Raw genomic sequence first — 25,694 nt, forward strand, 5'->3', positions numbered from 1 at the left:
CTCGCCGATAGCGTCAGCTCCTAAATTTAGGGCGAATCGGGCTGTCCGAGCAGCTGATTTACTAGCGAATTGTTAAGAAATGCCGGTCATTCTTTGCTCGGCTGCGGAGGAAAGCTCGGGTTTGCATGAAGAAATCGGCGGACATGGCTTCCTTGACCGTGAGTCACAATGAGCTTCAGGCGATGGCCTATACCGATCCGCTGACCGGATTGGGGAACCGCAATCGCATGCGCGAAAAGGTCCTGCAGATTTCTGCCGAGCGCGCCAGCGATCCGGCTCCCTTCACCATCGGCATTGCCAATCTCGACAGCTTCAAGCCGATCAACGATCTTTTCGGCTCGTCGGCCGGCGATGAAATCCTCTGCCAAGTCGCCCATCGCCTCAAGGCCTGTATTCCGGACGGCGCGCTGGTCACCCGTCACGACGGCGACGAATTCGCTTTTGTGCTGCCGTTGATTTTCGAACGGGCGAGCGCGGAGAAATTCGGCCAGATGATCCGCGAGGTGCTGTCGGCGCCTTATGATCTCGGCGATCGCAACGTCCGTCTCTCCGCCTCCTTCGGCTTTGCCATCTATCCTTTTGCCGGAGAGGACTGCGAGGAGCTGCTGAAGAGCGCCGAAACGGCGCTCTATCGGTCCAAGCGCCGCGGCCGCGGCCAGATCACCGTCTATTCGCGCGAGATCGCCCAGGAGATGAAGCGCGCCACGCAGCTGGAGCAGGCGCTGAGAAACGCCATCATATCGGACGCGATCGATGTGCATTTCCAGCCGATCGTCTCGCTATCAAACAATCAGGTCGTCGGCTTCGAGGCGCTGGCGCGCTGGAACGATCCCGATCTCGGCTTCGTTTCGCCCGGCGTCTTCGTGCCGCTCGCCGAAGAGCGCGGTTTCATTGACGCCCTGTCGGAAACGCTGCTGCGCAAGGCCGCGGAAGCGGCGCTCTCCTGGCCGCGCGAACTGTTCCTGTCGTTCAATCTTTCTTCGGCGCAGCTGATGGATCCCGGCACGAGCGGCAGCATCCTGTCGATCCTCGGCCGGGTCGGCTTCGATCCGCATCGTCTGGAATTGGAGATCACCGAGACGGCGGTGATGGGTTCGGCCGACACCGCCCACCGCATCATCGCCGATCTGCGCGCCGCCGGCGTGCGCATCTCGCTCGACGATTTCGGCACCGGCCAGTCGAGCCTCGGGCGCCTGCGCGACTTCATCTTCGACAAGATCAAGATCGACCGCGCCTTCGTCTCGCGCATCAATTCCGACCGCGCCTCCGAACACATCATCAAGGCGATCCTTGCCATGTGCGACGGCCTGGAACTGGAAGTCGTGGCCGAGGGAATCGAGGATTACGCCGAGGCGGTGAAACTGCGCACACTCGGCTGCGGCATGGGCCAGGGCTATCATTTCGGCCGCCCGGCCGACGGCATCGCCACACTGCGTTTCCTGCACGAGAACTACTACGATGCGGCGATGGCCGAGCGCGTCAGCGCATAAGCAATTCCAGCAAAAGTGCACAGCGGTTTTGCGTCCGGAATTGCGTAGAGCAGGCAAGCCCAATTCCAGCAAAAGTGCAACGGTTTCGCTTTGCCATCAAGCGAAACAGAAATAGCGATGGCGCCCCTAGGAGCGCCATCGCCTACGCTATACTACCGCGCGTGGTTTACTTAGGCGTGGTCGAGCCGGTTGCCGTCGTATCGGTACCGGTTGCGGCCGGGGCCTTTTCTGCGGCCTGCATTGCCAGCGTCTTGAATTCAGGCGCGGCCTTCAGCGATTCGGCCGTTTCGGTGGTCGTCAGCTTGAGGCTGCCGTCCTGGGTGTTCTGGGCGACCGTGATCTTTTCCATCGGAACGGCAACATCCTTTTCGCCAATGCCAAGGAAGCCGCCGACGCCGACGATCGCGGCAATGATGCCGCCGTCCTTCTTCAGAATCAGGTCGTTGATGCTGCCGATGCTTTCGTTGTTGGCGTTATAGACCGACTGGCCGATATAGGTGTTGGCGCTGATCTGGTCCGGAGCCTGCTCCGTCAAATAAGTGCCCTGAGCCATATCGGTGCTCGGGGTTGCGGCCGGAGCCTGTGCGGCATCGCCTGCCGGTTTGGTGACATCAGGAGTGACCGGTTTCGGCGCTGCCGGATCAGCAGGCGCTGCCTGGGTTGGAGCAGCGGGATCCGCAGGCTGCGGCGCGGTCTGCGAGAATGCCGCTGGTGCGAAAGCCGTGGCAAACAGCGCGCCAGCGGCAACGGTCGTCAAAAGTTTGCGTGTCATTTCGAACCTACTTTCATTTCCCTAGAGTGAGCGCGACCCGGCAATGATCCTTGCCACGCCGGTTCCTAGGGAAAATGAGTGGTGCGCCGATTGGTTCCGGTTGAAAACACGGAAAATTTCTCGATTTTCACGGAACTTTTATCCACGGATGGCGGCTGAAACGAAAAAGCGCCCCCCTTTCGGGGGCGCCTCGAATTGTGGTCCCAAGGCGCCGTCTTCAGATGACGTAGACGGGATCGAACACACCCTTGACCTCGATGCCGAGTTCGAGCAGCGCGCCGGCCGAGGGCTGGGCCGAACGGGCGTCCTCGTCGAGCCCTTCCCAGGCTGTCGTCACCGCCAGCCGGTCGGCATTGACGCCGATGAAGGCCGGGCAGGAGGGTTGGACGGCGGGAACCTTGTAGCGCGAGATGCGCAGCCCATCGGGATTGTAACGATCGACGACGCCGGCGCCCCAGCGGGCATTCCAGATATAGCCGTCGGCATCGACCACCGAGCCGTCGATGTCGCCGGGCTCGTTCATGCTGTCGACGAGCACGATCGGCTCGCCCGCCGGCAGGCCGGTGTGCGGATCGACCATGACGCGCATCAGCCGGTTGATGCGGGAATCCGTGTAGTAGCCGATCGCGCCGTCGGGCGAGAAGCAGATCGAATTCGGGATGCTGATGCCATTGAAGATCTTCGTCACCTTGCCGCCAGCGACATGATAGATGGCGCCGGCCTGGTTTTCCGCCCGCTTGCTCATCGTCCCGATCCAGAGTGCGCCGGAGGGATGGGTGCGGCCGTCATTGGAGCGGTTTTCCGGCCTGTCGTTTTCGAGAGCGGCGTAGAAGGTGAGGTTGCCGCTTGCGAGATCGCGCACGAAAAGCCCTTCTTCGGTCGCGATCAGCTGCCGTCCGGCGTCGATGCGGGCGAGCACGCTTGCCATCACCGGCAGCGGGTGGACCTTTTTTTCCCCCGTCGCCAGTCTGAGTTCGTGCAACTCCTTGCCGAGGATGTTGAACCACCAGACCGTATTGCTGTCCGGATCATAGGTCGGCCCTTCGCCAAGGACGGAATTGGTGTTGCAAAGGGTCTTGCCTTCGAACTCGTAGATGTCGGTCATACCTTCACGCTCCTATGGCTGCATCATAGGCGTAAATGGTCGTCTTGGCACGCTCGGCAACCTCTGCCGCGCTCATTCCCGGCTTGTAGAGGCTGGTGCCGAGGCCGAAGGCGAAGATGCCGGCCTTGGTGTAATCGGCGAAATTCTTGTCCGATACGCCGCCGACGGCGGCAATCGTCAGTTCCGGCGGCAAGATCGCGCGGATCGCCGTGATCCCGGAGGGACCGAGCACGCTCGCCGGAAAGAATTTGAGCCCGGTGGCGCCTGCCCGCGCTGCGGCCAGTGCCTCGGTCGGCGTGAAGACGCCCGGCATCGTCACCATGCCGTATCGGCGCGCCCGGATGATCACCTCGGGTTCGACATTCGGCGTCACCAGCAGCTTGCCGCCGGCCGAATTCAGGCTGTCGACCGCCTCGACCGTCAGCACCGTGCCGGCGCCGATCAGCACCTCAGGCGGCGCCATCTTGGCGGCGATCTCGATGGATTTGAACGGCTCCGGCGAGTTCAGCGGAATCTCGATCGCCGTCAGGCCGTTGTCGATCAGCGCGCCGACGACGCTTTCGGTCTCGTCCGGCCGGATGCCGCGCAGGATGGCAATCAGCGGGCGCTTCATATCGGGGAAGGGGATACGGTTCATCGTGTCAGCTTTCTCAATTCGGCCAGATGGCTTCGGCGGCGGCCGACAGCCCGCGGCGCACGGCGGCGTCCGCATCGATGGCGGTGAAGGCGAGGGAAAGGATTTTGAAGGCCTGTTCGTAGAGCGCCTGCAGGCGTCCGGAGGCGACGAGGATGATGCCTGAGTCGGTGGCATCCTGCAGCGCGCCGGCGATTTCGAGGCCGATCAGCGTGCCGGAGAGCCGGGCTTGCGCGGCAGCGGCGGAGATCCCGTGCAGCAACTGGCCGGAGCGAGCGGTAAACAGCAGGTTGGAGGCAAGAGCCGGGCGCGCGAAGGCGGCCGAGACCGCCGCCTCGAAGGCCGCCGCATCCGCCGGCTGCGCCTCGGCCCCGGCAACGGCATGCGCAAGGATCGTGTGTTTGCTGACCGCGTCGAAGAGTTCGCCGGTCATGAAGGTGGAAAAGCCGCTGACCTTGCCGTCGCTGACATGCACCCATTTCGAATGCGTGCCGGGCATGCAGACCGCCTGGGCGCCGGCACTGGTGCTGCCGAGTGCGCCGAGAAGCTGGGTTTCCTCGCCGCGCATGACGTCGGGTGTCGCCGCCTGCCGCTGGGCAAGGCCCGGCAGAATGCGGATGTCGCGGCTTTCGCCGGGCACGGAGACCGCGCCGGTGAGGATGGCGGCAAGCGGCGCGGGCACGTCGACGTAACCGGCCTCGATCCAGCCCTGCCTGGCGCCGGCCATGCCGCAGACGATAACCGGCAGATTTTCCGGTGCCTCGACAGCGGCGAGATGGCTGGCAAGTACGGCGGAAAAGCCGGTTTTTGCCGCGCTCGTCATGCCTTCGCCGCTGCGGCGCTCGGCAAGGACGCTGCCGTCCCGGCCGATGAGCCACAGCCGGAAGCTGCTGGTGCCCCAGTCCACCGCGACATAAGCGGGATTCGTCATTACAGAATGCCTCCATCGACAATCAGGGACTGGGCGGTCATTCCAGCCGCGCAGTCGGATGCAAGAAACAGGCAGGGGCCGACAATCGCATCGGCTTTGAGCGCGACCTTTAGGCATTGCTGCTCGACTGAGCGGGCGATGCTCTCTTCGGTCAGCCAGAGCTGCATCTGCCGTTCGGTGACGACCATACCGGGCAGAATGCAGTTGACCCGGATATTCTCCGGGCCGAGCCTGCCGGCCATGCTCTTCGTCAATCCGACGACCGCAGCCTTCGCTGCCGCATAAGAGGGAAAACCGCCCATGTTGAGCTTGAAGGCGATCGACGACATATTGATGATCGCGCCGCCACCGGCGGACCGCATCGATGGCGCCACAGCCTGCGAGGCGAAAAACACATGCCGCAGGTTGACTGCCTGGTTGTTGTCCCAATAGGCCTCGGTGACCGCGTCGAATTCGTGGCGGTCGTCCCAGGCGGCATTATTGACGAGCACCCGGATCGGCCCGGAAGCGGCAACGACGGCATCGACGGTGCGCCGGATCGCCGCGATGTCGCGCAAGTCGGCATGATAAAAGGAAACCGAATACGCCGTCTCACGCGACAGCCTCTCGGCAAGTGCGCGCCCGGCGGTCTCGGCAATGTCGATGAAGGACACCTTGGCGCCCTGGCGCGCGAAACCTTCGACGATCGCCGCGCCGATGCCCGATCCGCCGCCCGTCACGAGCACGGCTCGGTCTTTGAACTCCGGAAACTGGGCTGACGTCGCGGTCATCGTCTTCTCCCGAAGAGGTGTTGTTCCATTATTCGGAACTTAATTTGACTATATGGAATTATCGAATTATGCTGCCCTTTCTGTCAAGGGCGATGAGACGATGAATGCAGACGGCGACGGCATGGCGCAGGCACGCGAGACCGGCACACTCGGCAAGCTGATGGTCCTGCTCGATCTCGTCACCCATGCGGATGGGCCGCTGCGTTTTACCGATATCCTGTCGCTCGCCGGCCAGCCCCGCGGCACGCTGCATCGCCAGCTCAGCCACCTGGTCGAGGAGGGGCTGCTCGAGCTCGACGGCGACGGCCGCTATGCGCCGGGCCTGCGCCTGCTCGATTTCGCCGCTCGCAGCTGGGCGCGCAACGAGTTCCGCCTGATCGCCGAACCGCATCTTGTCGATCTGCAGCAGGCGACCGGCGAGACCGTGCATCTGGGCGTTCTCAGGGGGCAGTCGATCATCTACCTCGACAAGGTCGAGGGCCGCCAGCCGGTGCGCATGTATTCGCAGATCGGCAATGCCTCGCCCTGTTACTGCACCGGCGTCGGCAAGGCCGCCCTTTCGCTGCTTCCGGCCGAAAGCCTGGTCGATCTCCTCGCCGGCGTGAATTTCACCCGCTTTACCGCCGCCACCCACGCAACCGCAGCAAGTCTGCTCGCTGAAATCCGTGAGATCGCCGATCAGGGCTATGCGTTCGACCGTGAGGAGCACGAGGCCGGCATCCGTTGCGTCGCCGCGCCCATCTGGTCGGAAGATCGGACTTTTCTCGGCGGCGTCTCGATCACCGGCCCGGCCTACCGCCTGTCGATGGAACTTCTCGCCCAATGGGTCGTTCCGGTTCAGCGGGCAGCCGAAAGGATCATGGAAGGCATGCGTATCCGCCTCGGCCCCCGTCGCTAGCCAGATGGGATGAGCCGCGGTCCTGGAATTAACGACATGGATAAGACAAAAGACTGACACGGAAAAAATTGAGATTTGCCGACGAATCACGACACTGCAAATCGTCCGCGAAATCGATGACACTTAACGGCCGAATGCTTAAACGCCGCGGCCGATTGACCCACGGCAATCGTCATTCCCCCACAAGCAACGGCCGCGGCGCGGAAGATGAAGAAATGTGATGGAACCCTTGTCGCAAACGGAAGAAGAAGTCGATTACATCAACGAAATCGCCGGCCTGAAGACGCAGTTTGATATATTCCGCTTCTTGAAACGTGTTACCGAAGCCTATCGCAGCCGCGCCTTCATGGTTCTCAACCTGCCGCCGATCACCTCTCTCGACCTGCAGGGCAGCACCGTCATCACCAGTTGGCCGGCTGAGCTTCTGGCGCTCTACGATCAGGAAGCGCTGATGGTGAACAGCCCTGTTCTGAGGCGGCTGAGAACATCGACGCGGCCGTTCTTTTACGACATGTCACGGGAGGCCTGGTCGCGTGACGACGGGAAGTCCGCTCTGGTCACGGGGTTGTTCGAGCGTTTCAGGATGATACGCGGGGCCTATTTCCCAACGCATGAGGCCTCCGGCCTGCGCGGCGCCGTCTCCTTCTCCGGCGACCGCGAACCGTTCAGCGCCGCTGAGATGCGCGAGCTTTGCTACATCGCCATCCATGTCTTCGATAGGCTTGCCGAGGTCCGCAACCTCGATACCCGCATAACTGATGCGCTGACCGACCGTGAGATCGATTGCCTGAACTGGACGGCGGCGGGCAAGACCAGCGCCGAGATCGCCGAAATCCTGGCGCTGTCCGAGCATACGATCAATCATTACCTCAACCGCGCCACCAAGAAGCTCGACACCGTCAACCGCACCCAAGCCGTCGCCAAGGCGCTGCGGATCGGCCTGATCAAATAAGTTGCAAAGACGGCGATCCGCTCCGGCCGGCCGCCCAGCGCGTAGGCAAATCGGAGCGTCGTCCCGGCGCTTCCGACCGCGTTTCCCGGTTTTTCCAGCTGGCACGCTTTCTGCATCTCTTCTGCCAGAGGTCCGGAGGGGACTTTGATGACCAGCGCCAGCAAATGGCGCGGCCGACACACTGCTCGCCGACGCCGATGCCGCTTCTCTCCCGGCACTCGGCGTCGGCGGCGGTTGTTGCCTTTCGGCACCGCTTCTCGCGCAGCTGTTCACGATCTCCTGCTGCCGGTCACTTTTTTTCTGGCCTTTTTTTCCCCTTGCGCTAGTTCGCCCCGCATTGTGCCGGTTCTCGGGGAGAGAGGCCGTTGCGGCCATCAGGGCGAAAGCCCGGCGGACTTGATGGCCGCAACGGATTCAATCCCGGCCGGCGTTTTTGAAAGCCGGCAAATCGATTTTCCTCCCGATGATTTTGTTTGGCGAAGACGTGCGCCTCCACTATCTGTGATCCAAGAAGAAGCAGTGAGGGTGGAATGACCGACGTCACCAAGGAACAGGTTCTCGAAACGCTGAAGACCGTGCGCGGACCGGATCTCGAGCACGACATCGTCGCGCTCGGCATGGTCTCCGATGTGTTCATCTCCGACGGCAAGGTCTATTTCTCCATCACCGTCCCGGCCGAGCGCGCCAAGGAGCTGGAGCCGATGCGGCTCGCCGCCGAGCGCGTCATCAAGGAGATGCCGGGTGTCAAGGGTGCGCTCGTCACGCTGACGGCGGACAGGAAGGCGGCGGCCGCAGCACCCGCTGCCCGCCCGGCGCCGAATCCGCCGCACGGCCATGCCGGTCATGATCATGGCCGCCACGATCATCAGCATCACGCTCATGCGCCCCAGCAACAGCCGCCGCGGGCCGGCAAGATCGGCGTGCCCGGCATTGGCGCCATCATCGCCGTCGCCTCCGGCAAAGGCGGGGTCGGCAAGTCCACCACCGCCGTCAACCTGGCGCTCGGCCTGCTCGCCAACGGCCTTCGCGTCGGCATTCTCGATGCCGATATCTACGGGCCTTCCATGCCGCGGCTCCTGAAGATATCCGGCCGCCCGACGCAGATCGACGGCCGCATCATCAATCCGATGGAGAATTACGGCCTCAAGGTCATGTCGATGGGCTTCCTCGTCGACGAGGAGACGGCGATGATCTGGCGCGGGCCGATGGTTCAGTCGGCGCTGTTGCAGATGCTGCGCGAAGTCGCCTGGGGCGAGCTCGACGTCCTCGTCGTCGACATGCCGCCCGGCACCGGCGATGCGCAATTGACCATGGCCCAGCAGGTGCCGCTTGCCGGCGCCGTCATCGTCTCCACGCCGCAGGATCTCGCTTTGATCGACGCCCGCAAGGGCCTCAACATGTTCCGCAAGGTTGAGGTGCCGGTGCTCGGCATCGTCGAGAACATGAGCTATTTCATTGCACCCGACACCGGCACCCGTTACGACATCTTCGGTCACGGCGGCGCGCGCAAGGAGGCCGAGCGCATCGGGGTGCCCTTCCTCGGCGAAGTGCCTCTGACGATGAATATTCGTGAAACCTCTGACGCCGGCACCCCGCTCGTCGCCTCCGACCCGAACGGCGTCGTCGCCGGCATCTATCGCGGCATCGCCGCCAAGGTCTGGGAGCAGCTCGCCGGCCAGTCCCAGCGCCCGGCTCCGGCGATCGTCTTCGAATAACGCTGGCCTGCCGGAACTGGCATGGTGGAGCCGGCGTAAGGGCATACCGGACGGCCAAGCGCCGAATCACCGCGGCGATCACCCCAATCGGGGGCGAAACGTGGTGAAAAGCCGCGCTTCACGGAAGATGTCTTGATTATTTTACGGCTTTGCTTCATATGCCGCGGCGCCATGATGGCGTTGCTGCAGATGCTCAAGACGGCCGTCTTCGTTTTCGAAGGGTCCGGCCCGCCTGCAAGATCGAAGGATTGGTAACTGCGATGCGGTGGAGCACAATGCGCATGCTGGCCTTGAAGGCCGGATGCAGCCGGAGTTTTATGAACTTTCTTGATCCGCTTCCGTTTGGACCTGGGACGAGCCGCCCTCGCATTGCCGCGATGGCGGCCGCATGGAAAGGCTTTCGATGACAATGGCGATGACCACGAAGTGTCGTGAGCATCGGAGACGCTGCCGGTGATCACCGCTTACAGTTCCAGTTGTAAATCGGTCGATATCCGGGATCTGTCGCAGCCGGCATCCTTTCCCAAGGATGTCGTGTGGATCGACATGATTGAGCCGACCCGCGAAGAGGAACTTTATATCGAGAAAGTTCTCGGCATCGAGGTGCCGACCCGCGACGACCTCAAGGATATCGAGCCTTCGGCCCGTCTTTACGTCGAAAGCGACGCCGTTTTCATGACCGCCTCGCTCGTCTGGAAAGCCGATACTGACGCGCCGACGCTCACCGATGTCGCCTTCATTCTGGCCGGAGACCGCCTGGTCACCATCCGTTACGCCCACCCTAAATCCTTCGCGCTTTTCATCGCTGCCCTTCACCGGCTGCCGGAAAACTGGCGCAGCGGCGCGGCTCTCCTCGCCAAGCTCCTGGAGACGATCGTCGACCGGACCGCCGAAATCCTCGAAATCTCCGTCTCGCGCATCGACATCCTGTCAATCCATGTCTTCGGCGACCGGGCGAAAAAAGTGCGCAAGCCATCGAACTACCTTGAGGAAAAGTTGCGGGATATTGCCGGTTATCACCGCATGATCAGCAAGCTGCGCGACAGCCTCGGGTCGCTGTCCCGGCTGCTGACCTTCTTTCACACGATCCCGGCGATCCAGCAGGATCACGAGGCGAAGGAACTCTGCCGCACCATCTCGCGCGATATCCAGTCGCTGTCGGAGCATGCCTCCTTCGTCGCCGCCAACATTACCTTCCTGCTCGACGCCTCGCTCGGCCTGATCAACATCGAACAGAACTCGATCATCAAGATTTTCTCCATCGCCTCGGTCGTGTTCCTGCCGCCGACATTGGTCGCATCCGTCTATGGCATGAACTTTCAGGTCATGCCGGAGCTGGCCTGGACGGCGGGTTACCCCTTCTCGCTGGCTTTGATGGTGATATCAGCCGTGATCCCCTTTTTCTTTTTTCGCTGGAAAGGCTGGCTCTGAGGAGCCTGTTGAAATTTCATGTCCGAAGAGAGCCATCAGCACGACCGCCATATGACGCCGCGCAAGCTGTTCTATCTCGCGCTCGGTTCCGTCGGCGTCGTCTACGGCGATATCGGCACCAGCCCGCTCTATGCATTTCGCGAGGCGCTGAAGCCCGTTGCCCATGACGGCGTCACCCGTTTCGAGGTGATCAGCCTGATCTCGCTGATGATCTGGGCGCTGACGATCATCGTCACCATCAAATATGTACTTTTCCTGCTGCGCGCCGATAACGACGGAGAGGGCGGCACGCTGTCGCTGCTTGCTCTTCTGATGAAGACCGCCAACGGCCATACCGCCCTACTGATGCTGCTCGGCCTGATGGGCGCTGCCCTCTTCCTCGGCGATGCGATGATCACGCCGGCTCTGTCGGTGCTGTCGGCGGTCGAGGGCCTGAAGCTCGTCACACCAAGGCTGTCGGAATATATCGTGCCGATTTCGGTGGTGATCCTGGCGCTGCTCTTCGTCGTGCAATCGCGCGGCACCGGCGCCGTCGCCAAGTTCTTCGGCCCGATCACCGCCGTCTGGTTCCTGGTCATGGCCGCCGCCGGCATTTCCCACATCTCCGATGACTACGGCATCCTTGCCGCCTTCAATCCCTATTATGCTGTCAGCTTCCTGCTGCATGAGGGCTTTTACGGCGTCGTCGTGCTCGGCGCCGTCTTCCTGACGGTGACCGGCGCCGAGGCGCTTTATGCCGATCTCGGCCATTTCGGCCGCCGCCCGATTCAATGGGCCTGGTTCGCACTGGTGTTTCCGGCGCTGACTCTGAACTATCTCGGCCAGGGCGCCCTCGTTCTCGGCAATCCGATGACGATGTCCGATCCCTTCTACCTGATGTATCCGAAATGGGCGCTGCTGCCGGTCGTCATCCTGGCGACCGCCGCGACGATCATCGCCAGTCAGGCAGTCATCACCGGCGCGTTCTCGATGGTGCGTCAGGGCATCAATCTCGGCTTCCTGCCGCGCATGGAAATCCTCTTCACCTCGGAAACCAATACCGGGCAGATCTTCGTACCGTCGGTCAATGCCGTGCTGTTCTTCGGTGTCATCTTCCTGGTATTGGGCTTCAAGACCTCGGACGCGCTGGCGACCGCCTACGGCATTTCCGTCACCGGCGCCATGGTCGTCACCTCGATCATGGCCTTCGAATTCGTCCGCGCCCGCTGGAACTGGTCGCTTCCCCTCGCGGTGGTCGCGCTTGCGCCGCTGGTCATGCTCGAATTGATCTTCCTTGGCGCCAATCTTTTGAAGATCCACGATGGCGGCTATATCCCGATCCTGATCGCCACCGCCTTTACCGTCGTCATGTGGACCTGGCGCCGCGGCACCGCGATCCTGCTGGAAAAGACCCGGCATACAGATATTCCGCTCGCTTCCTTCGTCAGTTCCATCGAGCGCAAGAGCGAGCATTCGCCGGCCCAGGTTCCCGGCACAGCGATCTTCCTGACCAGCGATCCGGAATCGGCTCCCGCCGCGCTGCTGCACAATCTCAAGCACAACCACGTGCTGCATGACCGCAACGTCATCCTGACGATCCGCACGGTCAACAAGCCGCGCGTGCCGAGCCACGACCGCTACAAGGTCGAGCAGATCTCCGAGCGCTTCTCGCGCGTCGAACTGCTGTTCGGCTTCATGGAATCGCAGAATGTTTCGCAGGCCTTAGCGACGCTGCGCAAGACCGGGCTGAAGTTCGACATCATGTCGACCTCCTTCTATCTCGGCCGCCGCAAGCTGGTGCCGGACGCCAAGTCAGGCATGCCCTACTGGCAGGACCGGCTCTACATCGCCCTTGCCAACGCCGCCGCCAACCCTTCGGACTACTTCCGCCTGCCGGCAAACCGCGTGGTGGAACTGGGATCGCACGTCATTATTTGATGGGTGCGGGCGACGGCCTTGACGCGGTTCTTCCCGCTGTTTTGCACTTCCGTCACCTCGTCCTCCGTCACGCTCGGCCTTGAGCCGAGCATCCACACGGCACCCACCATCAGCCGCGGCATGGATCCTCGGCTCAAGGCTGCTCAAGGCCGAGGATGACGGAGATTGGGAGATGCGTCCCGTCAAACCAGCCAAATTAGAATATCCAAAACCGCGATGGTCACATTCCGGCACGGCTCGTTAACCGGACGTCAAGGTTAATGAGAGATTTTCGATGGAATGTTCCCGCGTTCCATGCCCGGAGTTGGTGTTGCGTCGAAAGAGCTCTTCCCGTAGCAAGCTGCGTCTTCTTCCCGAGAACTGGGTGTCACCTGTCATCTTCGGGCTCGCCGGCTGGCTGATCTTCCCGAGCGTTGCCTCTCACGCGGATCTCGCCACCATGCTCGCCGGTCTCGATCGTGAGGGCGAGAGCTGGCGCATGGTTCTGACCAATTCTCCGGCCGGCTCCATTCATCAGGCCGAACTCGCCTTTGCCGATCCTGATGTCACGGGCTCGATCTCGTCGGGCGCCGGCATGGTGCTGCCCGATGGCCGCAAGGTCGCTTTCTCTGCCCAGGACAAGGGCACCGCCAAGGAGAAGGGGCACGAAGACACGCCGGACGAGGATCGCGTCAACCGCAGCATGAAGAAGAGCCGCATCGTCGCGGTGGAAAAGATGCAGCCGCCGAAGGATTTTTCCGCCGGCTCCATTCTCGAGCGCACCAAGATGCTGTTCACGCCGAGCTTCGACCTCAAGGACCGATCGGCCTTCGTCAAGCCGAAGATCCAGGGCAAGGAAATCGAGATCGCCACGTCTTTTTATAAGAAGCAGCCGGTGATCGAGGAGAACGGCGTGCCGGCGATGCTGGCAAGCCTCGTCACCAGCAACAAGGCCGATGTGCTGGCCACGGCTTACGCGCCGGCAGCACCCGACTATGCCCGCCAGTCGCCGTTCGATTCGATCCTGAGCGAACCGGATAGCGGCCGCTTCGTACCGGAGATCGGCCCGCGTGATCACGCCTGGGCCGCAAGCGTGCTGCCGGCAAGCGTCTTTTCCGCCCGCGAGCAGCAATGTCTTGCCTCCGGCATCTATTTCGAGGCGCGGGGAGAATCGGTGAAAGGGCAGGCGGCCGTTGCCCAGGTCATCCTCAACCGCGTCCGCAATCCTGCCTATCCGAAGAGCATCTGCGGCGTCGTCTATCAGAACGAGGATTGGCGCAACCGCTGCCAGTTTTCCTTCGCTTGCGACACCATCAAGGACAGGGTGAATTCGGAATATCACTGGCGGATGGCCCGCGACGTGGCGATGGCGGTGACATCAGGCAAGATCTGGCTGCCGCAGGTGGGCTCGGCGACTCATTACCACGCCGTCTACGTCCGACCGAAATGGGCAAAGACCATGGAAAAAGTCGGCCGCATCGGTCTCCACGTCTTCTACCGCACCTATGGCGGCGGCTGGAGCTGAGATAAATCGTCCGGGTCCGGCCGATTTCCCGCCCCGAAAAGCGGATTCTTTCCGTCGAATTTACGCGATCGACTAGTGATCGCTTTATCCGTTTGATTCTATAGGATTATTTTCTCGCTGGACAGAAGCTGTCTACGCCTTGACTATACTAATCCCTAAAACTATGTTGCGCGCGACTTCAGAACGGGCCGGAAGGGTCTCAACCTTCGCGTCCGGCGTCCGAATGACCGGGGTAGCGGGAGTGCGGGCGACGGCAGGTGAGGATAGATCCATGGCGGATGACCGCGAGGAAAGTCTTGAGAAGCGCCGTGCGCAACTGGAAGCGGAACTCGCGACCAAGCGCGTCGAGGCGAAAGTGGACGAGGCAAACGAAGCCCGCGCCGAGGTAAGCCGCAAAGGTTATGCCCAGGCGATGAAGCTTTCCAGCGAGTTCATTGCCGCCATCATCGTCGGTGCCGTCCTTGGCTATCTCCTCGACCGTTTTGTTGGCACGGCGCCTTGGGGGTTGATTGTTCTTCTGCTTCTCGGATTCTGTGCCGGCGTTCTGAACGTGTTGCGGTCTGCGGGGGTGGTGGCCCATCCCCTGGACGACAAGGACGACAAGAAATAAGGACCGGTCCCGGTCCAGTGCAATGACCCCGCGTCCTGCGGGCCAAAGAGAGAGAACAAGCGGTGTCTAACGATCCGACTCATCAGTTCCTGATCCAGAAGATTGTCCCGATCGAAATCGGCGGAATTGATTTTTCGTTCACCAACGCCTCGCTCTTCATGGCCGCTTCGGCTGCCGTTGCCGTAGGCTTCCTCTATTTCGCGACCTCGAACCGCGCCATCGTGCCGGGTCGTTCGCAGTCGGTCGCTGAAATGTCCTATGAATTCATCGCCAATATGCTGAAGGAAGGCGCGGGCAAGCAGGGGATGAAGTTCTTCCCGCTGGTCTTCTCGCTCTTCATGTTCGTCCTGACGGCGAACCTGCTCGGCATGTTCCCCTATTTCTTCACGGTGACGAGCCAGATCATCGTGACCTTCGCGCTGGCGATCCTCGTCATCGGCACGGTCCTGGTCTACGGCTTCTATAAGCACGGCTTTCACTTCCTAAACGTCTTCGTGCCCTCCGGCGTGCCGGGCCTTCTGCTGCCGCTGGTCGTCCTGATCGAAATCATTTCCTTCCTATCCCGCCCAATTTCGCTCTCCGTTCGTCTTTTTGCAAACATGCTCGCCGGTCACATCACGCTGAAGGTGTTCGCAGGCTTCGTTGCCTCGCTTGGAGCCCTCGGTGCAGTTGGTATTGGCGGAGCCGTTCTTCCCCTCATCATGACCGTCGCCCTGACCGGTCTCGAGTTCCTCGTTGCCTTCCTCCAGGCTTACGTCTTTGCGGTGCTGACTTGCATGTACCTCAACGACGCGATCCATCCGGGCGGGCACTAAGGATAACGACATCGACGTCAAAGGGCGTCAGTCATTCGCCGCAACAACCAATTCAAAGGAGTTCAACATGGAAGCGGAAGCAGCAAAGTTCATCGGTGCAGGTCTGGCTTGCTTTGGTATGGCCGGTACGGCTCTCGGCCTCGGCAACATCTTCGGCAACTACCTCTCCGGCGCTCTGCGCAATCCGTCTGCCGCTGACAGCCAGTTCGGCCGTCTGGTATTCGGCTTCGCCGTTACGGAAGCTCTGGGCATCTTCTCGCTGCTCGTCGCTCTCCTCCTCCTCTTCGCCGTCTGATTTCGGCGGATAGATGGATCACGGCCTGCGACCGCAAGCCGTGATCCTTTGCATTTGCAGTCCACCTGGAGGTGAGCATGTTTTTTGTGACCCCGGCTTACGCTGAAGAAGCACCGGCGGCAGCGACCGGCACGGATGCGCATGCCGCACCGGCCGCAGGCGAGGTCCATACCGAGACCGGCGTAGCCGAAGGCGAACACGCCCGTGGCCCGTTCCCGCCCTTCGATTCGACGACCTTCGCGTCCCAGCTGCTCTGGCTGGTGATTACGTTCGGCGTCTTCTACCTCCTTATGCAAAAGGTCATCGCGCCGCGCATCGGGGCCATTCTCGATCAGCGCCACACGCGCATCTCCCAGGACCTGGAAGAAGCAGGCCGCCTGAAGGCGGAAGCTGACGCTGCCGTCCAGACCTACGAAGGCGAACTGGCGGCTGCCCGCGCCAAGTCGAATGCGATCGGCTCCGCCGCCCGCGACGCCGCCAAGGCCAAGGCCGAAGAGGAACGCCGCGCCGTCGAGACGAGCCTTTCGGAAAAGATCAAGGCTGCCGAAGTCCGCATCGCAGACATCAAGGCGAAGGCTTTCGCCGATGTCGGCACCATTGCCGAGGAAACGGCGGCTGCCGTCGTCGAACAGCTGATTGGCGGCAACGCTGCCCAGGCTGATGTCGCCGCCGCCGTCGCGGCCGCCAAGAAGGAGGCTTGATCGATGGAATTTGCTTTTGACGCGACTTTCTTCGCCTTTGTCGGCCTCGTTCTCTTCCTGGCGCTGGTTGTCTACCTGAAGGTCCCCGGCATGATGGCGCGCTCCCTCGACGACCGCGCCGACCAGATCCGCAACGAGCTGGCCGAAGCCAAGCGCCTGCGCGAGGAGGCCCAGCATCTGCTCGCCGAATACCAGCGCAAGCGCAAGGAAGCGGAAGCCGAAGCGGCGCACATCGTTGCCGCCGCCGAGCGCGAAGCCGAGATGCTGACTGCCGAAGCGAAGAAGAAGACGGAAGAATTCGTCGCCAATCGCACGGCGCTCTCCGAGCAGAAGATCCTGCAGGCCGAGGCCGAAGCGATGAAGGCGGTCCGCTCCGCCGCCGTCGATCTGGCGATCGCGGCCGCCGAAACGGTGCTCGCCAAGAAGGCGGATGGCAAAGTCCAGTCCGAGCTCTTCGGCAATGCCGTCGGCCAGGTCAAGACACGGCTCAACTGAGCGGTATCGAATGGAATGAAGAAAGGCCGGGCATGTCCCGGCCTTTTTGTTTGTTGATGAAGACTCAGTCCCGGTCGAGGGCATGCCGCTCCCTCTCGATTCCCTCTTCTCCCCTCGGGGGTCCGAAGGACGGGTCGAGATACATGGCTCGACCCAGGTCGGTGCCCGTAGGGCGGAGGAGGGGGCCGAGGAAACCGGTCTTTCCAAATGAGACCGATGCGGGCTTCGACCGTTCCGGCCTGGTATCAAACCGTGTTCAGGGCGGTGGGGCGCGGCGTTACCGCTGGCGTGGCGGATAGGTTTTCCGTGAGGGGTGTGCCGTGCGGCCCCCTCATCCGCTTGCCGGCACCTTCACCGGGGAGAAGAGGATATGCCGCGGCCTCTCTTTTCCTCGCGCGCCTCCAACAGTGCTCGTCCGGCTTCTCATTGCCCGGATTTCTTGTGGGCGACCTATTCCGGGATCAACTCATCCATCTCGGGCCCGTCCTCGCCCTTGCGCAGCGGCCGGAAGCTCATTCGGTGCAGGGAGCAGGGGCCATGCTTCTCGATACCGGCGCGGTGCTGCGCCGTGCCGTAGCCGACATGCGCGGCAAAGCCGTAATCCGGAAAGACATTGTGGGCGCGGGCCATCATCCGGTCGCGCGTCACCTTGGCGACGATCGAGGCGGCGGCGATCGAGACCGAGCGGGCATCGCCCTTGACCACGGCCTGCCCGGGGCAATCGAGGCCGGGCGGCACGTCGAGCCCATCGGTCAGGACGTAGCTTGCCGGAACGGCGAGGCTGCAGATGGCGCGGCGCATCGCGTCGAGGCTTGCCTTGCGGATATCCGTCTCGTCGATGCGCGTCGAGCTGGAAGAAGCGATCGAGACGGTCGCGGTCGCGAGAATCTGTACGAACAATTCCTCGCGCCGCTGCGCCGAAAGCTGTTTGGAATCGTTGAGGCCCTCGGGGATGCGTTTCGGGTCGAGGATGACGGCGGCGGCGACGACCGGCCCGGCAAGCGGCCCGCGGCCGGCCTCGTCGGCGCCGGCAACCGGCCAGTGGCCGGCCTTGCGGGCTTTGAGCTCCAGGCGGAAATCCGGCACGAGCGGAGCCGTGTCGAAAAGCAGGGGAGAATCGGGTGGCGTGCGAGGTTTCATGCGGCTGAACCTCGCACGCCAACCCGATTTCCCGCAAGTCCCCGGATCGGGGCGGCGGCCGGGGACGGTCCGGCGGATGGTAGCGGTCAGGGCCATCCGCGGGAATTGCGCTCGGGCTCGAAAACAGGGCGGTTTCTCGATGGGCCGATGCGCAAATCTATAAATCAGAGCAGCGACAGCTGGACGCCGCTGCCATCAGGCGGCACGAACAGATCGTCGCGCAGCGGCAGACCACGCCGCGTCAGGCCGAAACGCCTCGCCGCCATTTCGAAGCGCCGGGCGATCTGCCATGCATAGGGGCCGGCGCCCTTCATGCGCTTGCCGAATTCAGCGTCGTAATCCTTGCCGCCGCGCATCGAGCGCACCAGCGACATCACATGCCGGTAGCGATCGGGATAATGCTGCAACAGCCAGTCGCGGAAGAGCGGGCTGACCTCGAGCGGCAGCCGCAGGATGACATAGCTCGCCTCGACGGCGCCGGCCACCTTGGCCGATTCGAGGATGCGCTCCAGCTCGTGATCGTTCAGCGCCGGGATCAGCGGCGCGGCCATCACGGCCGTTTGGATCCCTGCTTCCGACAGCGTGTGAATGGTCTCCAGCCGACGCGGCGGCGTGGCGGCGCGCGGCTCCATCGTCCGGGCAAGCTTGCGGTCGAGCGTTGTCACGGAGATGCCGACGCGCACCAGGTTCTTCGCCGCCATCTCCTGCAGAATGTCGAGATCCCTGAGGATCATCGCTGACTTGGTGACGATCGAAACCGGATGGTTCGCCTTGTTCAAAACCTCGAGAATGCCGCGCATGATGCGCCATTCCTTCTCGACCGGCTGATAGGGGTCGGTATTGGTGCCAATCGCGATCGCCCGCACCTTGTAGCCTGGCTTGGCGAGCTCCCGCTCCAGCAGCTTTGCCGCATCCGGCTTGGCGAACAGCTTCGTCTCGAAATCGAGCCCCGCTGATAGCCCCATATAGGCGTGTGTCGGCCGGGCGAAACAATAGATGCAGCCATGCTCGCAGCCGCGATAGGGATTGATCGAGCGGTCGAAAGCGACGTCGGGCGATTCGTTGCGGGTGATGGCCGTGCGCGGCTTTTCGATCTGCACCTCGGTCTTGAATGGCGGAAGCTCTTCCAGCGTCTGCCAGCCGTCGTCAAAGGTCTCCCGCTGCAACGCCTCGAAGCGGCCGGTCGGGTTCAGCCCTGCGCCGCGCCCGCGGCGCCGGTCGACCTCGACCCTCAGCCCCGAGGATACGATCATCGCATCGGCAATATCTGCCGTATTGGCAGTCGCGAATGCGGCCTGCCCTGCCAGGGACTGCTCTCTCATCGGAATCTCCCGCAGCGGGAAGCGATCGCCTCCGCCCGTTTTGCTGATTAAATTCCTATCGGCAAAATGAGAACAATGCAAGAACAAAATGCGGAAAACGCCGCTGGCAAAAATTTGTGCGGCGCATTATGACTAGACAATGTTGACAGTTGTTCTCGAATGTCAGGATCAGGAATCCGAGCTGGCCCAGACCTTATCGGTTTTGGTGGCGGGTGCGGTGGAGGGTCTTGTCAGCGATGTCGTGGTGCTCGATCACGGCTCGCGCGACGGCACTTCGCGGGTCGCCGACGCGGCCGGCTGCCGGTTTCACTCGCAGTGGGATATCAAGGACATCGTCGGTTCCGCCCGCGGCGACTGGCTGCTTTTCGTCGAGCCGGGTGCCCGTCCGCAGGCCGGCTGGATCGACGCGATTGCCGAATATATCGCGCTTAATAAGCTGCCGGCCCGCTTCACCGCATCGCGCGGTTACCGGCGCCCGTTTTTCGAGCGCGTCGGCCGCGCCGCGCCGCCGCTGGAGCTTGGACTGCTGATGCCGAAAACCCAGGCGCTGGCCGCCGCCAGGAGCGGCATGCGCCTTGCCGAGTTCGTTAAGGGTCAGAAGCCGCGCAAGCTCGCGTGTGAATTGATTCCTTCCTGGGTGGCGAGCGCGGCGCGGTAGGCAATTCTACGCTTCACCCGCCCAAAACCACTCCCACAAGGGGAGGGGCTAACGTGTCGCACCGCTTCACGTGAGCCGCTGTCGTAACCATCTGTCAAACGATAGCAGTCAGCAAGACTTCTCTCTTCGGTCGCCGCCGGGCATCACCGCTTAGTCCCTCCGCCTTGTGGGGAGGCGGTTGGGGAAGGGTTTTCTCTAAGAGGCGGGTCGCCTTCGGAGAAGCATCCCACATCGCGCAAAAAATGGCGCCCAAACAGATTTCGCGCTATAATTCGCCCATGGCGCCGCCGAAGCGCCTCGCTTCGCAACGGATGGCCATGGAATGCCGGTGGACGGCGGAACAGGTCAGCGAAAATCTCCTCTTCTGCCGGGTTCCCGGCGAGAGGAGGTGCGTCATGACACGCGGTAGGTTCTACGGCGTACGCGGTATGGTTTACGGCTTGGCGGCCGTCATATTGCCGACATTGATGATCGCGCATCCGCATTCGGCAGCGTCGCAGACGATGCTCAGTTGCGCAGGCCGATCCGACGTCGTCAAATTCCTTGATAGAAACTTCACTGAAAAGCTCACCGCAGTCGGATTGATAAACCAGAACTCCGTTCTTGAGGTTTATGCCGCCAAAAGCGGTACCTGGACGCTCGTCGTCACCGATGTCCACGGCATAAGCTGCATCCTGCTGTCAGGGGACGGCTGGGATACGATGCCCGCCTTGCCAGGCCTTGCCACATAAGAAAAGCCGTCCGCTTTTTGCCGGCAGTCTACTTCGTTGCGCCGCGTTTCAGGTGCTCGTCGAGACGCGGCATGATCTCGACGAAGTTGCACGGCGTGCTGCGGTAGTCGAGCTGCCCCTTCAGAATGCCGTCCCAGGCATCCCGGCAGGCCCCGGGCGAGCCCGGCAGGGCGAAGATGAAGGTGGCATTGGCGACACCTGCCGTGGCCCGCGACTGGATCGTCGCCGTACCGATCTTTTCGTAGGAGATGCGGTGAAAGACGGCGGAAAAGCCGTCCATGCGCTTTTCGAACAAGGGCTCCAGCGCCTCGGGTGTCACATCGCGACCGGTAAAACCGGTGCCGCCTGACGTGATGACGACATCGACGTCGTCCCGTTCGGTCCAGGCCTTGACCTGGGCGGCGATTTTGTCCCGGTCGTCAGGCACGATCGCCCGGTCGACCAGCCGGTGACCCGCTTCGGTGATCCGCGCCGCCAGCGTATCGCCGGATTTGTCGGTTTCCGGCGTGCGCGTATCCGAAACGGTGAGGACAGCGATGCCGACGGCGATAAAAGGCCGCTTTTCGTCCAGACCTGCCATTACATGCCTCCCGAAACCGTCTCCGTCGCCTGGACATACCAGTCGGGCCGCTCGCCGTGAAGAGCTGACGCCGCCTCTTGCGCCGCCGCCATGCTCGTAAAAATGCCGAAGCAGGTGGCGCCGGAGCCGGACATGCGGGTGATGAGCGCGCCGCGGGCCTGCAGCATCTGCGAGATCATTGTAATCTCAGGCACCAGTTCGCGCGCCGGCGCCTCCAGATCGTTGCGGGCCGAGCCGATCGCCGTGAGCCAGCCGGAAGTTCCGGACAGACCGGGGGCAAGGTGCAGGACCGGATTGTTCTTTGCCGCCAGACGGCGGAAGACCTCGGGCGTCGAAACGCCCTTCAGCGGGTTGGCGAGCACCATGGCAAAGGCCGGCAGATCAGGCACGGCTTCGATCCGTTCGCCGATACCGCGGGCAATCAGCGGCCGGCTTTCAAGGCACATCGGCACATCGGCGCCGAGCTTCAGCGCGAGGCCGGCAAGCGATTCCACCGGCAAGCTCATGCCCCAGAGCCGCATCAGTCCGCGCAACGTCGCGGCCGCATCGGCCGAGCCGCCGCCGATGCCGGAGGCGATCGGCAGGTTCTTTTGCAGGTGGATGTGTACGGGGAAGGCGAGGGCGCCAACCGTCTCGCGCAGGAGGTCGCGGGCCAGCAGCACCAGGTTGCTGCCGCCGTCGCCGGCAAGTGTCTCGCCGAAAGGGCCTGACAGCGTGAAAGCGTCGGCCTGTGCAGGCAGAAAGCCCAGCCGGTCGCCGCAATCGGCGAATGTCACCAGCATATCGAGCAGATGGTAACCATCTGCCCGCTGGCCGGTGACATGCAAGGCGAGATTGATCTTCGCGCGCGCCTCTTCGGTGACCCCAAAAGCCTCGGCCAGGCCCGCTTCAGGCATGTTTGCCGCCCGTCAGGATTTCTTGTCCACCGGCGGCGGGGTGACGGGTGCCGGATCCGGCTGCTTCTTGTCGGCCGCCTTGGCATCGTCGCTGGCAGGAGGCAGGCCGTTGGCGACCTTGTCCTTGATCTTCGGAATTTCGGCGGCTTCCGGCTCGGAGGCGAGCGCCCGGTTCCACTGATAGACGGCCTCAAGCTTGCGGCCGACGCGCCAGTAGGCGTCACCGAGATGGTCGTTGATCGTTGCGTCACCGGCCTTGATCTGTGCAGCCCGCTCCAATTCGTCGACGGCATCGTCGAAGCGGTTGAGGCGGAAATAGGCCCAGCCAAGCGAATCGATGATGTAGCCGTCGTCAGGGCGAAGCTCGACGGCCTTCTTGATCATGCCGAGGCCTTCATCGAGGTTCCGGTTCATGTCGATCCAGGAATAGCCGAGATAGTTCAGCACCTGCGGCTGGTCGGGATTAAGCTCCAAGGCCTTGCGAAAATTCGGTTCGGCCTGGTCCCACTTTTTCAACCGCTCATAGGCAATGCCGCGCTGGAAGAAGACGCTCCAGTTGGCGCGGCCGGGGATGGGGCCGATCGCCTCGACCGCCTTGTCGTAATTGGCCGCCATCGCCTCATAGTCCTTGGCGTCGGAGAGCACGCTGCCATAGGCGAGGTAGCTGCGGATGTCCTTGGGGTCGGAGGCGATCAGCGCCTGCAGGTGCTTGCGCGCCTCGTCCACCTTGCCGCCCTGGGCAAGGGCAAGGCCGAGCTGCAGCTCGGAGATGCGGCGCATCGGCGAATTTTCCGGCACCTTCTTGTAGAGCGCGATGGCGCGGTCCATCTGGTTCTGCTTTTCGGCGATGCCGCCGAGCAGCACCAGCGTATCGGCACTGTTCGGGTCGAGTGCTTTGGCCGTCTGCAGGTAGAGCGAGACGATGTCCTCGGCGCCGTCGCGGTTCAGCGCGCCGCCGACCGAGAACAGCACGCCGGCAGCCCCTTCCTCAGCGGTCTTGACCTGCTGCTCCTGCTTCTCGCCCTTTTCGATGCTGTCGCGCAGCGCGTTCAGCGGCGCGTAGTTCGGCAGCAGGTTGTCGCCGACCGACACGGCGTCGAGCGCCTTCTGCTTGTTGCCCTGTGTCGCTTCGAGCCGGGCAAGCGCCATCACCGCGCGCATGAAGGTGTCGGGCGCCGTCGCACCGCCTTCCTTGTCGAGCACGGCGTCGTTCAGGTGCTGGCGGGCGGATTTCACGTCGCCGGTGACGACGGCGATCGCGCCGGCATTGTAATTCTGGAAGATGCGGACCCAGTCCGGCCCCTTCATCTTCTCGACCATGGCAAGCGCTTCCTTGCCGCGGCCGGCGCCGACCCGGGCCCAGGCGAGCAGCAGGTCGTTCATCATCCGGTCGAGATCGTTCGGACCCTTGTATTTCAGGATGGATTCGGCGGTCTTGTAATCGTCGCGGCGCACGGCATCCATGCCGCGCACGATCGTGGTGATGCGCTCGACCGATGGATCGCCCTTCAGGTCGTTGGCATATTTGACGCCCTCCTTGATGTCGCCGTTGAGCAGCAGCGAGATCATCAGCCGCTGGCGAATCTCCGGATTGCCGGGCTCGATCTGCAGCGCCTTCTTGTAGAGCGCGATGGCCGTTTCGTAATCATGATCGACATCGGCCGTGCGCGCGGCGAGGAAGGCGCCGGAGAAGGTGGTGACGCTGTCGGCATCGAAGCTGTCGGTCTTGCCGGCATCGCCCGCCGTCTTGGCCGCATCTTCGGCGTTCACGCCGGCGACGACGCCGAGCGAAAGAACAGCCGCCAATGCTGCGCTCGTAAGAAGACGGATGGCAAGTCTCTGCCGCATGAGGAAACCTTTCTTCGAGAGCGTCCGGCCATGATGCCGGCCGCAAATCAGTTGCGATCACTGATTCATAACAGGATGGCTTTTTTGAAGCGGCGCCGCAAGAAAATCAGCCCGCGATCGAGAACGTTTGATCAGTTGACGCGCTCGATGCAGAAATCGATTACTTCCATCAGGGCGGATTTCCATGCCGTATCGGGAAGCGGCGCCAGCGCGTCGCGGGCGATCGTGCCGTAATGGACCGCACGGCCGATCGTGTCGCTGAGCGTGCCGTATTTCGTGATCAGCCCGAGGGCTTTTTCCAGATTGGCGTCGCTGCTGTTGCCGGCCTCGATCGCATCGCGCCAGAAGGCGCGTTCGTCCTGCGTGCCGCGGCGATAGGCGAGGATGACGGGAAGCGTGATCTTGCCTTCGCGGAAGTCGTCACCGACATTCTTGCCGAGATCGGCGGCCTTGCCGCCGTAATCCAGCGCGTCGTCGACGAGCTGGAAGGCGAGCCCCAGATTCATGCCGTAGGATTTCAGCGCGTTGCGGCCGGACCGGCCGGCTTCGGCGACGATCGGCCCGACTTCGGCGGCGGCGGCAAAGAGAGCCGCCGTCTTGGCGCGGATGACGGAGAGGTAGTCGTCCTCGGTCGTCTCCATGTTCTTGGCGACGGAAAGCTGCAGCACCTCGCCCTCGGCGATCACGCAGGCGGCGGAAGACAGCACATCGAGCGCATCGAGCGAACCGACATCGACCATCATGCGGAAGGCCTGGCCGAGCAGGAAGTCGCCGACCAGCACGCTGGCCTGGTTGCCCCAGATCATCCGCGCCGTCGATTTGCCGCGACGCAGGTCGCTTTCGTCGACGACGTCGTCATGCAGCAGCGTCGCCGTGTGCATGAATTCGACCGATGTAGCGAGCTTGACGTGATTTTCGCCGCGGTAGTCGAACAGCGAGGCGGACGCCAGCGTCAGCATCGGCCGCAGCCGCTTGCCGCCGGACGAGATCAGATGGTTCGCCACTTCGGGGATCATCTGCACGTCGGAGCCGGCCTTGGACAGAATGAGCTGGTTCACCCGCTCCATATCCGCCCTGGTGAGATCGACCAACGGCTTTATGGATGCCAGTTTGTTTTTGCTTTCTTCAAGCGGTATGACCACGCCCAACGACCCGGACTCCTGTTCATTCATTGCAGCTGACAATAGAAAGGGGCGATGGACGCGGCAAGAGGTGAATTGTCGCGCACGGCGAAATTGGAAGGAAAATGACGGCAAATGCATGAACTTATCCGCGCCAACGACCCCGTTCTGCTCTCCTATGCCGAGAGCCTGATGAAGGATGCGGGCATTCATTGCTTCATCGCCGATCAGGGCATGAGCGTGTTGGAAGGTTCGCTCGGCATGCTGCCGCGCCGGCTGCTGGTCGACGAGGAGATGGCCGACCAGGCCCGCCGCATCCTCATCGACGCCGGTCTCGGCGGCGAATTGCGCGACAGGAGGTGA

General features: G+C 62.5%; 26 protein-coding genes. 15 read left to right on the forward strand and 11 right to left on the reverse strand.

Annotated features, from left to right (window positions below):
* Window positions 1-125 precede the first annotated feature (125 nt).
* A complete protein-coding gene (locus GGI60_RS22620; protein ID WP_183918671.1) occupies window positions 126-1,490 on the forward strand; it encodes a putative bifunctional diguanylate cyclase/phosphodiesterase in 1,365 nt (454 codons plus the stop codon).
* Between the two features lie 166 nt (window positions 1,491-1,656).
* Here the strand turns inward: GGI60_RS22620 and GGI60_RS22625 are convergent, their stop codons facing one another.
* The 5 genes from GGI60_RS22625 to GGI60_RS22645 form a co-directional block, all read right to left on the reverse strand.
* Window positions 1,657-2,262, reverse strand: a complete 606-nt coding sequence (locus GGI60_RS22625) for a PRC-barrel domain-containing protein (protein ID WP_183918672.1) — start codon at window positions 2,260-2,262, stop codon at window positions 1,657-1,659.
* Window positions 2,263-2,479: 217 nt separating this feature from the next.
* Window positions 2,480-3,367, reverse strand: a complete 888-nt coding sequence (locus GGI60_RS22630; protein WP_183918673.1) for an SMP-30/gluconolactonase/LRE family protein — start codon at window positions 3,365-3,367, stop codon at window positions 2,480-2,482.
* Between the two features lie 4 nt (window positions 3,368-3,371).
* Window positions 3,372-4,004: a 2-dehydro-3-deoxy-6-phosphogalactonate aldolase gene (locus tag GGI60_RS22635; RefSeq protein WP_183918674.1), complete on the reverse strand. Its 633-nt coding sequence runs from the start codon at window positions 4,002-4,004 to the stop codon at window positions 3,372-3,374.
* Between the two features lie 13 nt (window positions 4,005-4,017).
* The gene (locus GGI60_RS22640; RefSeq protein ID WP_183918675.1) at window positions 4,018-4,932 is read right to left on the reverse strand and encodes a 2-dehydro-3-deoxygalactonokinase; all 915 of its coding nucleotides are present in this window, start codon (window positions 4,930-4,932) and stop codon (window positions 4,018-4,020) included.
* On the reverse strand, window positions 4,932-5,702 hold the full coding sequence (locus GGI60_RS22645) for an SDR family NAD(P)-dependent oxidoreductase (RefSeq protein ID WP_183918676.1): 771 nt from the start codon (window positions 5,700-5,702) through the stop codon (window positions 4,932-4,934). Before GGI60_RS22645 ends, GGI60_RS22640 begins: the two co-directional genes overlap by 1 nt.
* A 100-nt stretch (window positions 5,703-5,802) precedes the next feature.
* On the opposite strand from GGI60_RS22645, the gene GGI60_RS22650 reads away from it, so the two are divergent.
* The 11 genes from GGI60_RS22650 (at window position 5,803) to GGI60_RS22700 (ending at window position 17,035) form a co-directional block, all read left to right on the forward strand.
* A complete protein-coding gene (locus GGI60_RS22650) occupies window positions 5,803-6,600 on the forward strand; it encodes an IclR family transcriptional regulator (RefSeq protein WP_183918677.1) in 798 nt (265 codons plus the stop codon).
* Between the two features lie 220 nt (window positions 6,601-6,820).
* Entirely contained in the window at window positions 6,821-7,552 is a 732-nt protein-coding gene (locus tag GGI60_RS22655; protein WP_183918678.1) for a LuxR family transcriptional regulator, read from the forward strand.
* Between the two features lie 530 nt (window positions 7,553-8,082).
* On the forward strand, window positions 8,083-9,267 hold the full coding sequence (locus GGI60_RS22660; protein ID WP_183918679.1) for an Mrp/NBP35 family ATP-binding protein: 1,185 nt from the start codon (window positions 8,083-8,085) through the stop codon (window positions 9,265-9,267).
* 453 nt (window positions 9,268-9,720) lie between these two features.
* Entirely contained in the window at window positions 9,721-10,698 is a 978-nt protein-coding gene (locus GGI60_RS22665; RefSeq protein ID WP_183918680.1) for a magnesium transporter CorA family protein, read from the forward strand.
* Window positions 10,699-10,716: 18 nt separating this feature from the next.
* The gene (locus GGI60_RS22670; protein WP_183918681.1) at window positions 10,717-12,615 is read left to right on the forward strand and encodes a potassium transporter Kup; all 1,899 of its coding nucleotides are present in this window, start codon (window positions 10,717-10,719) and stop codon (window positions 12,613-12,615) included.
* A 274-nt stretch (window positions 12,616-12,889) separates the two neighbouring features.
* Entirely contained in the window at window positions 12,890-14,119 is a 1,230-nt protein-coding gene (locus GGI60_RS22675; protein WP_183918682.1) for a cell wall hydrolase, read from the forward strand.
* A 271-nt stretch (window positions 14,120-14,390) separates the two neighbouring features.
* Complete coding sequence (locus tag GGI60_RS22680; RefSeq protein WP_183918683.1) at window positions 14,391-14,729, forward strand: AtpZ/AtpI family protein; 339 nt, start codon at window positions 14,391-14,393, stop codon at window positions 14,727-14,729.
* Window positions 14,730-14,791: 62 nt separating this feature from the next.
* Window positions 14,792-15,544: a F0F1 ATP synthase subunit A gene (locus tag GGI60_RS22685; protein WP_183918684.1), complete on the forward strand. Its 753-nt coding sequence runs from the start codon at window positions 14,792-14,794 to the stop codon at window positions 15,542-15,544.
* A gap of 67 nt (window positions 15,545-15,611) precedes the next feature.
* Window positions 15,612-15,839: a F0F1 ATP synthase subunit C gene (locus tag GGI60_RS22690; RefSeq protein ID WP_010026583.1), complete on the forward strand. Its 228-nt coding sequence runs from the start codon at window positions 15,612-15,614 to the stop codon at window positions 15,837-15,839.
* A gap of 77 nt (window positions 15,840-15,916) precedes the next feature.
* The gene (locus tag GGI60_RS22695) at window positions 15,917-16,540 is read left to right on the forward strand and encodes a F0F1 ATP synthase subunit B (protein ID WP_183918685.1); all 624 of its coding nucleotides are present in this window, start codon (window positions 15,917-15,919) and stop codon (window positions 16,538-16,540) included.
* A 3-nt stretch (window positions 16,541-16,543) separates the two neighbouring features.
* Entirely contained in the window at window positions 16,544-17,035 is a 492-nt protein-coding gene (locus GGI60_RS22700) for a F0F1 ATP synthase subunit B (RefSeq protein ID WP_097605506.1), read from the forward strand.
* Between the two features lie 450 nt (window positions 17,036-17,485).
* Here the strand turns inward: GGI60_RS22700 and GGI60_RS22705 are convergent, their stop codons facing one another.
* Together GGI60_RS22705 and GGI60_RS22710 are read right to left on the reverse strand one after the other, a co-directional pair.
* On the reverse strand, window positions 17,486-18,175 hold the full coding sequence (locus GGI60_RS22705; RefSeq protein ID WP_183918686.1) for a ribonuclease HII: 690 nt from the start codon (window positions 18,173-18,175) through the stop codon (window positions 17,486-17,488).
* Window positions 18,176-18,339: 164 nt separating this feature from the next.
* Window positions 18,340-19,497 (reverse strand): PA0069 family radical SAM protein, encoded by a 1,158-nt coding sequence (locus tag GGI60_RS22710; protein ID WP_183918687.1) that lies wholly within the window; start codon window positions 19,495-19,497, stop codon window positions 18,340-18,342.
* A 139-nt stretch (window positions 19,498-19,636) separates the two neighbouring features.
* Between GGI60_RS22710 and GGI60_RS22715 the strand changes: the two genes are divergently transcribed.
* The gene (locus GGI60_RS22715; protein ID WP_183918688.1) at window positions 19,637-20,155 is read left to right on the forward strand and encodes a glycosyl transferase; all 519 of its coding nucleotides are present in this window, start codon (window positions 19,637-19,639) and stop codon (window positions 20,153-20,155) included.
* Between the two features lie 395 nt (window positions 20,156-20,550).
* Window positions 20,551-20,886: a hypothetical protein gene (locus GGI60_RS22720; RefSeq protein WP_183918689.1), complete on the forward strand. Its 336-nt coding sequence runs from the start codon at window positions 20,551-20,553 to the stop codon at window positions 20,884-20,886.
* A gap of 28 nt (window positions 20,887-20,914) precedes the next feature.
* Here the strand turns inward: GGI60_RS22720 and moaB are convergent, their stop codons facing one another.
* The 4 genes from moaB to GGI60_RS22740 all read right to left on the reverse strand — a co-directional run bounded on the left by moaB (window position 20,915) and on the right by GGI60_RS22740 (window position 25,358).
* Window positions 20,915-21,466, reverse strand: a complete 552-nt coding sequence (gene moaB / locus GGI60_RS22725; protein WP_183918690.1) for a molybdenum cofactor biosynthesis protein B — start codon at window positions 21,464-21,466, stop codon at window positions 20,915-20,917.
* Complete coding sequence (locus GGI60_RS22730; RefSeq protein ID WP_183918691.1) at window positions 21,466-22,362, reverse strand: 4-(cytidine 5'-diphospho)-2-C-methyl-D-erythritol kinase; 897 nt, start codon at window positions 22,360-22,362, stop codon at window positions 21,466-21,468. The genes moaB and GGI60_RS22730 overlap by 1 nt, the downstream gene beginning before the upstream one ends.
* 12 nt (window positions 22,363-22,374) lie before the next feature.
* Window positions 22,375-24,210 (reverse strand): tetratricopeptide repeat protein, encoded by a 1,836-nt coding sequence (locus GGI60_RS22735; protein WP_183918692.1) that lies wholly within the window; start codon window positions 24,208-24,210, stop codon window positions 22,375-22,377.
* 131 nt (window positions 24,211-24,341) lie between these two features.
* Window positions 24,342-25,358 (reverse strand): polyprenyl synthetase family protein, encoded by a 1,017-nt coding sequence (locus GGI60_RS22740; RefSeq protein ID WP_183918693.1) that lies wholly within the window; start codon window positions 25,356-25,358, stop codon window positions 24,342-24,344.
* Between the two features lie 108 nt (window positions 25,359-25,466).
* Here GGI60_RS22740 and GGI60_RS22745 point away from each other — a divergent pair, with 108 nt between their 5' ends.
* Window positions 25,467-25,694, forward strand: a complete 228-nt coding sequence (locus tag GGI60_RS22745; protein WP_097663693.1) for a DUF2007 domain-containing protein — start codon at window positions 25,467-25,469, stop codon at window positions 25,692-25,694.

This window comes from Rhizobium lentis, from assembly GCF_014200175.1.
Taxonomy (GTDB): domain Bacteria; phylum Pseudomonadota; class Alphaproteobacteria; order Rhizobiales; family Rhizobiaceae; genus Rhizobium; species Rhizobium mulingense.

Bases quoted from the DNA above. Each gene is read 5' to 3' on its own strand.
- GGI60_RS22625 (WP_183918672.1), bottom strand. From the start codon at position 2,262: ATGACACGCAAACTTTTGACGACCGTTGCCGCTGGCGCGCTGTTTGCC.
- GGI60_RS22670 (WP_183918681.1), top strand. From the start codon at position 10,717: ATGTCCGAAGAGAGCCATCAGCACGACCGCCATATGACGCCGCGCAAG.
- GGI60_RS22700 (WP_097605506.1), top strand. From the start codon at position 16,544: ATGGAATTTGCTTTTGACGCGACTTTCTTCGCCTTTGTCGGCCTCGTT.
- GGI60_RS22710 (WP_183918687.1), bottom strand. From the start codon at position 19,497: ATGAGAGAGCAGTCCCTGGCAGGGCAGGCCGCATTCGCGACTGCCAAT.
- GGI60_RS22655 (WP_183918678.1), top strand. From the start codon at position 6,821: ATGGAACCCTTGTCGCAAACGGAAGAAGAAGTCGATTACATCAACGAA.
- GGI60_RS22675 (WP_183918682.1), top strand. From the start codon at position 12,890: ATGGAATGTTCCCGCGTTCCATGCCCGGAGTTGGTGTTGCGTCGAAAG.
- GGI60_RS22620 (WP_183918671.1), top strand. From the start codon at position 126: ATGAAGAAATCGGCGGACATGGCTTCCTTGACCGTGAGTCACAATGAG.
- GGI60_RS22730 (WP_183918691.1), bottom strand. From the start codon at position 22,362: ATGCCTGAAGCGGGCCTGGCCGAGGCTTTTGGGGTCACCGAAGAGGCG.
- moaB (WP_183918690.1), bottom strand. From the start codon at position 21,466: ATGGCAGGTCTGGACGAAAAGCGGCCTTTTATCGCCGTCGGCATCGCT.
- GGI60_RS22640 (WP_183918675.1), bottom strand. From the start codon at position 4,932: ATGACGAATCCCGCTTATGTCGCGGTGGACTGGGGCACCAGCAGCTTC.
- GGI60_RS22695 (WP_183918685.1), top strand. From the start codon at position 15,917: ATGTTTTTTGTGACCCCGGCTTACGCTGAAGAAGCACCGGCGGCAGCG.
- GGI60_RS22705 (WP_183918686.1), bottom strand. From the start codon at position 18,175: ATGAAACCTCGCACGCCACCCGATTCTCCCCTGCTTTTCGACACGGCT.
- GGI60_RS22680 (WP_183918683.1), top strand. From the start codon at position 14,391: ATGGCGGATGACCGCGAGGAAAGTCTTGAGAAGCGCCGTGCGCAACTG.
- GGI60_RS22630 (WP_183918673.1), bottom strand. From the start codon at position 3,367: ATGACCGACATCTACGAGTTCGAAGGCAAGACCCTTTGCAACACCAAT.
- GGI60_RS22715 (WP_183918688.1), top strand. From the start codon at position 19,637: ATGTTGACAGTTGTTCTCGAATGTCAGGATCAGGAATCCGAGCTGGCC.
- GGI60_RS22650 (WP_183918677.1), top strand. From the start codon at position 5,803: ATGAATGCAGACGGCGACGGCATGGCGCAGGCACGCGAGACCGGCACA.
- GGI60_RS22645 (WP_183918676.1), bottom strand. From the start codon at position 5,702: ATGACCGCGACGTCAGCCCAGTTTCCGGAGTTCAAAGACCGAGCCGTG.
- GGI60_RS22720 (WP_183918689.1), top strand. From the start codon at position 20,551: ATGACACGCGGTAGGTTCTACGGCGTACGCGGTATGGTTTACGGCTTG.
- GGI60_RS22660 (WP_183918679.1), top strand. From the start codon at position 8,083: ATGACCGACGTCACCAAGGAACAGGTTCTCGAAACGCTGAAGACCGTG.
- GGI60_RS22690 (WP_010026583.1), top strand. From the start codon at position 15,612: ATGGAAGCGGAAGCAGCAAAGTTCATCGGTGCAGGTCTGGCTTGCTTT.
- GGI60_RS22735 (WP_183918692.1), bottom strand. From the start codon at position 24,210: ATGCGGCAGAGACTTGCCATCCGTCTTCTTACGAGCGCAGCATTGGCG.
- GGI60_RS22635 (WP_183918674.1), bottom strand. From the start codon at position 4,004: ATGAACCGTATCCCCTTCCCCGATATGAAGCGCCCGCTGATTGCCATC.
- GGI60_RS22745 (WP_097663693.1), top strand. From the start codon at position 25,467: ATGCATGAACTTATCCGCGCCAACGACCCCGTTCTGCTCTCCTATGCC.